Annotated in this window: 5 protein-coding genes; all 5 read left to right on the forward strand. The window is 35.4% G+C overall.

Annotation, left to right across the window (positions count from 1 at the left end; genetic code table 11):
• Positions 1–51 precede the first annotated feature (51 nt).
• Positions 52–1,140, forward strand: coding sequence for a BsaA family SipW-dependent biofilm matrix protein (locus RV15_RS08785; RefSeq protein ID WP_071877682.1), 1,089 nt, complete (start codon positions 52–54; stop codon positions 1,138–1,140).
• 26 nt (positions 1,141–1,166) lie between these two features.
• Complete coding sequence (locus RV15_RS08790) at positions 1,167–1,880, forward strand: hypothetical protein (RefSeq protein ID WP_071877683.1); 714 nt, start codon at positions 1,167–1,169, stop codon at positions 1,878–1,880.
• Between the two features lie 49 nt (positions 1,881–1,929).
• Positions 1,930–2,793 carry a BsaA family SipW-dependent biofilm matrix protein gene (locus RV15_RS08795; protein WP_071877684.1) on the forward strand — a complete coding sequence of 288 codons (864 nt, stop codon included), beginning with the start codon at positions 1,930–1,932 and terminating at the stop codon, positions 2,791–2,793.
• A 42-nt stretch (positions 2,794–2,835) separates the two neighbouring features.
• Entirely contained in the window at positions 2,836–3,489 is a 654-nt protein-coding gene (locus RV15_RS08800; protein WP_071877685.1) for a hypothetical protein, read from the forward strand.
• Positions 3,490–3,537: 48 nt separating this feature from the next.
• On the forward strand, positions 3,538–6,384 hold a 2,847-nt coding region (locus tag RV15_RS08805; RefSeq protein WP_139242997.1), incomplete at its 3' end, for a SpaA isopeptide-forming pilin-related protein.

Genomic DNA, 6,384 nt, shown 5'->3' on the forward strand with positions numbered 1-6,384 from the left:
TTTAGTGAAATGATGTCAAATTAAATAAAAAAATATGTGGGGGAAGTAAAAATGAAAAATAAAAAGTTATTGATTATAGCAGGTTTATTCGCCTTACTGGCTTTGGGGGCTGGGACTTTTGCCTGGTTTACTAGTGAGGACTCGGTTACCAATCATTTTGAGGGCGAAATTGCCGGAAATGATATTCAGATTGTGGAGACATTTACACCTGAAGAAGATTGGACACCAGGAGAAGGGGTCGCAAAAAAAGTTTCTGTAGCCAATGTATCGGAATATGATGCATTGATTCGCGTAAGTTTTGAAGAAGTATTCAAAAAATTAAGAGACAACAATGAGATTTATTTCGATGGAACAGAAACGTACATTTGGGCATCCGGGCCGAACAAAGGAAGTGAATTATCAAGCCCACCAGTAGTACCTAAGGCTATGCCTTCAAAATCAGACTATGTAAGTTTAGGCTATAAAGATGTCACAGCAAACTTATCAACAGAAGTAAAGAATATTACAGTTGCGAATAAAGAATATCGTTTTAAAATATATGAGAAGGAAGTACAAGCAGCTGGCAACAAGCCATCTGGGGAGCCTATTCCAGAAGAATATTCCTATGTAGCACAATGGGAAGCATCTGATAGTACTAAAGCAAAAGCATATATTGGGAATACGTCAGGTAGTATTGAACGTAATCGAACCACTCAGAAATTAACCTTAGTAAATCCAGCATATCTTTCTATGATCGATGCAACTTATAATGAAATAAAGGAGAACTGGGCTGAGCCTAATAAACTATATAATAAACCTGCTGTAGACGAAATAACCTATAAAGCATTTGCAGATGACCTTATTCAATTAGGGTTTACAGAGCTGACCAAAGAGATTACTAAAAATAAATGGTACTACAATGTAGCGGATGGGCATTTTTATTTTGTTGGAAAAGTATTACGTGGCACCCAAACTCCTCAACTTTTGGATAGTGTAAAATTAATGGAGCAAGCGGACAACAGCTATAGCTTACTTCAATTTGATTTGATAGTAAATGCAAATGGAATTCAAAATGCACAACAATCAATCAAAGACTCATGGAAAACCGATGTAAGTAATCCTGCTTTGTACGACAAACTAGTGGAATTTTGTGACTATTAATAAATAGAAAACAATGGTGATATAGAATGGAAAAGATAAAATACCTTTGTCAGCTATTCAGTTTGATTATTATAAGTTTATCAATCATCGGTGGTTCTCCGTATTTTGCCCATGGGGCTGAGGGAGAACCACTGCCTTCTGGTATTGTCATTGGAGACGATAAAGGAATCCAGGTTCAATCTGATGGGGAATATCTAGTTGAAATCAATGATGTCCTACCAGGCAAAAAGTGGACGCTTGACATTGATTTAATGAGCGTAGATAAGGGCACACCGTATGATTTAAGCATGCAAATTTTTGAGCCTGCATTAAGCGGTCCAATCGACTTTTCCAAAGCAATTCATATGGTGCTGAATTATGCAGGAAAAGAAATTTATGATGGTCCGGCTTCTGGTATTAGCGCTAAAACGAATCTACAAGAATCTGACTATTCTTTAGGAACATTTCATCCGGGGGATAGTAAGCGTTTACGCGTTGTTTTTGAAATGGATCACACCTATACTAAAAATGATTTTCAGGTAAAAAGTATGATGGAAAATGTTTGGAAATTTCGAGCAATCAAAAATCAAGAGCCTGAGCAAACAAAAAACAAAAAACAAACAAAACGAAAACAGTTTTTTCCGCAGACTGGAGAAGAGTGGCGGGACGTATTGATTTATATTTGTTTAGGCTTATTTATATTGTTGATGGCAGTTCTGATTTTGAAAAAGAAATACGACGATCAAAAGAAACGCTCATAAATGATGAATCAACTCATGATCGAATTAGGAAGTTTGGAGGGAACACCTCTTGAAAAAGAAGAAACGTAGATCTATAAAATATAAAAAAAAAGCAAGAGTTGCTAAAAGAGGTTTCCGTTTATATTTAGCTCTCTTTGCGTTATTTTTTTCTAGCCTGTTGATTCTTGGAAGTACCTATGCTTGGTTTACATCAGCTGATTCCGTTACAAATAAATTTGAAAGCGGACGTTTTCAAGCTGAATTAACGGAAGTTTTTAAACCGAATCTGACCTGGCAGCCTGGGAAAGATACTACAAAGCAAATTCGTGTTCAGAACACAGGACAATTACCTGCTCTTGTGAGAGTTTCCCTATACGAGTATTTGTTAACTTTCAAAATAGATGTCAGAGATAAAATAGGTAATGGGAATTTAATAACCGTTTCAAGCGAACAAAAACCAGTAGTTAATGGGAAAGATTTAGCTACTTGGCAACCTGCTTCAGAAAAAGGTGGTACATATAAGGATGGCTCACTTTATTATGTAGCTAATAAAGCTTATATAGCAGATCGAACGAATAGCAAAGATAGATATATGTTAAATGACCCCGCAAGAAAAGCTCTGCCATTTCACTTCATTGAAATCAATTTTTCAGCGTACATGATTACTTCACTTCCCAAACCAGGAGTAAAGAACTATTGGATTTATGAAGATGGATATTTTTACTATTCTGAAGTATTAATACCTGGAAATATAAGTGAACCATTAGTAGATAATGTATCACTTTCTTCAAGTGCATCAAATACCTACAAAGGAGCATTATATCAGCTGAATCCCTATTTAGAAGCTCATGATCCTATAAAAACAATCATTAAAGAATGGGGAATTGAAACTGATAGTTTAGTTTATGGAATACTCAAAGATAAACTAAACTAAATAGTAAATGATACCAACTCTGTGTGAGAGATGGAGGGAATAATGGGTACGAAAAAAAATAAAAGAACAAAAATTAGATACTCTAAAAAATGGTTGTTAATCGTTTTATTTTTAGCTCTAGTACTTGTAATTGGTACGCTTTTGCGAGATGTTTATGCAGCGAATAAATCAATAGATGAAGAAGTTAATAATTTTCGCTTGAATGATTTAAAAGGGACAATCAAAGAAACATTTACCTCATCAAAAGACTTGAAAATAGATACACCTATCACAAAAAATGTCGCAATTACAAATGATCAAAATCAAGACATGTTTATTCGAGTACTAGTCCTACCAACAATTATAGTAACAAGTTCTGGCGGAGAAGACTTAGTGCTTCCCGCTAAATTTAAAGGAGAACATGCTCAGATGGAGATTCCTTTTGATACAGCTAATTGGATAGATGGTGAAGATGGCTACTTCTATTATATAAAGAAATTGAAAAAAAATGAAACTAGTTCTAGTCTATTCAAACAAGTAACGATCGTTTCAAAGAATTTAGATCAGCAGTATTTAAATGCAGAAGTAAAGATTGAAATTAAACTAGAAGGAGTAAACTCGACAGCATATGCTTATCGTGATGCGTGGTGGCAAGGCACTAGTCCTACACAAGATCCTAGAAAAAAAATAGATGATCATTTGAAACTGCAAATTTAAGGCGATAATTCTGTGAGATAGATTCATTTTTTTTAGAAAGGATACAAAATGAACAATAAATGGGTGAAAATAATAGCTGTGGTTGGTTTCTTATTAGGAAGCTTGGGAATGGTACTATTTCTAAAAAATATAAGTAATATAAAAGCTGAAGAACAAGATACAACAATAAATGGGCAGATAGAAACCTCTGGGGATAGAAATGAAGAAGCTTCTAAGTTTATTGATGAAACTGAAAGTAATACAGAACAATTTACGGAAGAAGAAAAAAATTTTTTCTCTGATTTAAGAAAAGACAATAGTATGTATGGACAAAGTTTTGCCATTGGAGGTATGCTATCACCACCTGGAGCCAGAGTTGTCAGTGGTAGCTTAGGGGATTACAATACGTGGATTCCGTCTGATTATAATATGAGTATTAAAGTTACAGCTAATACCAAGGTTGAAGGCTGGGGTGGAGTCATTGCTACGGAGGCACCTAATCAAAAAGTTATGCAAGTTCCTGCAAATAAACAAGGAGAATTGGGGCTATGGTACAAAAATATAGGAATGTATAATGGTGAATCGATTGATATAAAGGTAACATTTGATTCTTATATTTTAAAGTTGGGAAAAGGTTCCAAACCATATGGTGTGCTTAGATTTTTTGAAAAAGAAATGACACAGGATATTTTTGGCATTTATGATATTAGAGAAACATTTAGTTTTTATAAGAGTGGAACTTTAACGCCAATTAGTGTAAAAGGAGCGCTTACTTTTGGGGATATTGATTATGCTGAAGAGTTAGTGTTTCCGAATTTCGATACTTCCAATTGGCAAAAAACGTATATTCATCAACAAAACCAATTAGGGTACGGAATGACAGAGAAGGATTTACGTTTTGTTGGAAAAGGGAAAGATGCACAGAAAGAAAATACTCCACAAGCCTTTGCAACTGGTATTTTCCAAGGTTCTTCAGTCGTAATAAAATACGAAGATAAATACAGAGATGTTGTAACGAAATGGCCGACAGGTAATGGCGGTCAAGGTTATACATTTATATTAATGATGACCAATGCTCGGCCATTTAAAGCACCTGTGATTAAAAAACAAGTTAGCGATAGTGATGAAATAAAAAAAATCACAAATACGCTAGCTTCAAAAGAAGAAGGATTTACTTATACTTTTGAAACTAGAATACCCAATGAACGTAAAGAGTGGTGGTATAACTCTTTGCAAATTACTGATAAATTACCTGATGGCATCGAACTTAATGGTTCTATTGCTGTTAAAGATAATGTCAGTAATGAAAATTTAACTTCTCAATTCACTTCAAGTATTGATGCGAACAATAATTTGACAGTGAAAGCCATTAATACAAAGCAAGCAAGTTTTTACGATAGAGTCCTTGAAGTGACTGTTCCAGTCAAGTTGAATGCAAAAGTAAATTTGAATTCTTATCCAGTAATAGATGGATTAGCACAAATAACAAATAAAGCGACTGTCACCACTCAAACATTCGACAATGTTCGACGCAATGAAGTATCAAATACGGTGACGACAAAAGTTCCGTTCGATCCTCCAAAACCAACGATTCAAAAGAAAGTAAAAAATGTTACTACTGGGGAAACTCTGTATCAAAAAAGCACGAAAGTAAAGTTTGATGATGTAATCGAGTATGAAATTGTATTGAAAAATGAAAGCACAAATGTAAATATGTCTAGTTTAAGAAATGCGGTACTTACGGACAAATTACCAGTAGGAGTTACTTTGAAGTCATGGTCTATAAATGGTGAAGCAAAACCAAATTCAGCATGGGTAGAAAATAAGCTCACTAACTATAATTATGCAGCAGGAAAAAATCATGAAAGAAATCAGACATATGTTGTAAAAATTCAAGCGATAGTTGGTCAAGCAAATGATGGAACGGTGCGAAGAAACGAAGCATCAGTGAATGGAGCTAATTTGAATGGAGCTATTCCAACAAGTATCGCGGATGTAGTAGTACTAAAACCGAATCTAAAAATAAATAAAGTAGTAAACAAAGCATCGGTTGTGAATGGAGAAGAATTTGAGTACACCATTACGATGGAAAATATAACTAGAGATGCTGTATTATATAGTTCAATGATTATTGAAGATAAATTGCCAGCTGGGATTACAGCAAAAGCCGGAACAACAACCTATTCCTTAAATAGTGGTGCAAGTAAGAAAGTGTCTGATACTTTGATATGGAATACTTTGAGAACGGTATTGAATACAAAAGAATTGCCTGACTCGGCTTCTAAATCACCTATTACCAGCCAATCAAAGGGGAAATTGGTCATTAGCTTTACCGCTGTAGCTGATGCGACTACGGTTGGTAAACCATCCTTGGTGAATACTGCAATCGGGAGTGGAAAATATGATTTAAATAAAGAGAATTTGGTAGACAAAGGAAAGCCCTATGATTCTTTAAAAGCAACTGCTGCATTAAGTGTGACACAGGCTACAGGCGGACTGCAAATCATCAAACAGGATGATACAAAAAAACGATTAACAGGTGCGAAATATATCGTAAAAAATGCCTCAGGAACCCAAGTTGGAAGCGGTCAAACCAACGCCAATGGCGTGTATACTCTAGGAAATTTACCAACCGGAAAATACACAGTGAGTGAAACAGCGGCACCTACAGGGCATGTAGCGACCCCGGTAGAAGGAAACAATCGAGCAGTAGAAGTTGTGAGAAACCAAACAGCGACCCTAACCTTTACCAATAATCGTCAAGGACGAATAAAGATCAAGAAAATTGATAAAGAAAGTAAAGCAGTCTTGTCAGGCGCAGAATATTGTGTGAGCGATAGTCAAGGTAAGCCAGTAATCGCGAGTATCAAAACGGGAGCTAACGGAACAGTGACAACGGGGTACTTACCGGCAGGA

Source organism: Enterococcus silesiacus (assembly GCF_001886225.1).
Taxonomy (GTDB): domain Bacteria; phylum Bacillota; class Bacilli; order Lactobacillales; family Enterococcaceae; genus Enterococcus_L; species Enterococcus_L silesiacus.

Excerpts from the sequence above, each read along its gene's own strand:
- RV15_RS08785 (WP_071877682.1), top strand. The coding sequence starts at position 52 with ATGAAAAATAAAAAGTTATTGATTATAGCAGGTTTATTCGCCTTACTG.
- RV15_RS08790 (WP_071877683.1), top strand. The coding sequence starts at position 1,167 with ATGGAAAAGATAAAATACCTTTGTCAGCTATTCAGTTTGATTATTATA.
- RV15_RS08800 (WP_071877685.1), top strand. The coding sequence starts at position 2,836 with ATGGGTACGAAAAAAAATAAAAGAACAAAAATTAGATACTCTAAAAAA.